The sequence below is a fragment of the Streptomyces populi genome, from assembly GCF_002911015.1.
Classification (GTDB): Bacteria; Actinomycetota; Actinomycetes; order Streptomycetales; family Streptomycetaceae; genus Streptomyces; species Streptomyces populi.
In genome coordinates this window covers 1-2108 of the sequence record NZ_KZ627080.1, presented here as the reverse complement: position 1 = coordinate 2108, position 2108 = coordinate 1, and the positions used below count along the sequence as shown (strand labels likewise).

1 protein-coding gene is annotated in these 2108 nt (G+C 72.5%); it reads right to left on the bottom strand.

The window, feature by feature from the left end:
* On the bottom strand, positions 1 to 1131 hold a 1131-nt coding region (gene serB, locus CW362_RS42710; protein ID WP_103554944.1), incomplete at its 3' end, for a phosphoserine phosphatase SerB.
* Between the last annotated feature and the right edge of the window lie 977 nt (positions 1132 to 2108).

Genomic DNA, 2108 nt, shown 5'->3' with positions numbered 1-2108 from the left:
CGGGAAGTTCACCGCGGTGTGCGCGGCCTGCCGTACGACCGGCTTGGCGTTGAAGGCGACCCCGAGACCGGCGGCGTTCAGCATGTCCAGGTCGTTGGCGCCGTCGCCGATCGCCACGGTCTGGGCCAGCGGTACCCCGGCCTCGGCGGCGAACCGGCGCAGCAGCCGTGCCTTGCCCGCCCGGTCCACGATCTCACCGGTGACCCGGCCGGTCAGCTTCCCGTCCACGATCTCCAGCGTGTTGGCCTGGGCGAAGTCGAGCCCGAGCCGTTCCTTCAGATCGTCGGTGACCTGGGTGAACCCGCCGGAGACGACACCGACTTGGAAGCCGAGCCGCTTCAGCGTACGGATCAGGGTCCGCGCGCCCGGCGTCAGCCGCACCTCCTCGCGCACCTTGTGCACCACCGACGCGTCCAGCCCCTCGAGGAGGGCCACGCGCGCGTGCAGGGACTGCTCGAAGTCCAGCTCACCGCGCATCGCGGCCGCCGTGACCTCCGCGACCTCGTCCTCGCACCCGGCGTGCGCGGCGAAGAGCTCGATCACCTCGTCCTGGATGAGGGTGGAGTCCACGTCCATCACGACAAGACGCTGGGCCCGCCGGTGCAGGCCCGCGGCCACCACCGCGATGTCCACACCGAGCGCCGAAGCCTCGGTCACCAGCGCGGTGCGCAACTCCTCGGTCTCCGTACCGGACACCGCGAACTCGACCGCGGTCACCGGGTACTTGGCCAGCCGGAAGATACGGTCGATGTTGCCGCCGGTCTTCGTGATCCGTGCCGCGATCGCGGCCGTCGACTCCGCGGTGAGGGGATGTCCGAGCACCGTGACCAGCGAACGTCCCAGGCCGCGAGGGCGGTTGTCGCCGAGGCCGGAGATGATCTCCGCCTGCATCTTCATCGACTCCGCCCAGCTGTGGACGGTCGACCGGAGATCGCCTTCGAGGCCTGCGGGCGGCTCGGTCACGAGCGCGCACAGCACGATCCGGCCCCGGGTGACGACCTGCTCGATGTCGACCACGTCGACGGAGTAGGCGGCGAGGGTGTCGAAGAGTCCGGCGGTGATGCCCGGCCGGTCCTTGCCGAAGATCTTGACAAGAAGAGTGGGCACATCAGGGGTATGTGAAGCGCTCATGGTATTTCCCACCGTATCCGGCACCCAGTGCCTCCCGCCCGCCCGGTCCGCCTAGCGGACACGGAACACTGGGTGACGCCCCGGAGACCCAAGGGTGACGAACCCCCACCCACCCGCCCGGGACGCCCGCCACGACACCCCCGCACCTTCCGGTCCGCCCCCACCACGGGCGCTGCGGGCCCACAACCGTTCCTTCGCCCTCTCCGCCCCGCCCCTCCCCTTCCCGTACCTGGGACTCCGCCCCGGACCCCGCTCCTCAAACGCCGGAGGGGCTGAAACTCACGCCGATGAGGGGCTGCGCCCACACCACGACGCACCCGCAGCCGGGTACGCACGCGAGGGGCCGTGCCGGTCCATCGATGCCCGTCGCCACCGACGCCCACGCCTCACCCGACGGCGACGGGCTGATGCACCGGCACGGCCCCGCCCCACGACCTACCCGCACCCGCACCCGCACCCGAACCCGCCTCAGCGCCGAGGACGGCGCGGAGACGGCGGCCCCTCGTCCGACGAAGGCGGAACCGGCGGCGGAGGCGGCGGCAACGGCGGCGGCCCGTCCGGCCTCCGCTTCGACGAGGGCCCGATCGGCCCCACCATGGTGGGCGCCCCGTACACATCCCCCGGCGCCCGGTCCTCCGGCTCCCGCAACGCGTCCGGCACCTTCAGGTACGGATTGGTGTCAGGGTTGGGCGCCCGATAAGACCCCCCAGGCCGATACGGCCCCGCACCGGAACCCGCACCCGCCCCCGAACCCACAGCACCGACCCCCTCGTCACCCGGTGCCACCCCGACACCCCCGGCAGCCCTGCCATTCCCGACACCCCTGCCACTCCCGGCACCCCCAATACCCTCGACAGCCCTCCGCCCCGCAGCCCCACTGGCCCGAGCCAGCAACGCCCCCACGCCCCCCGCCCCCGCCCCCCACAGCGCCCCCAGCACCAACGCCACCCCCGAGCGCCCGTGCAACTCGATCCCCG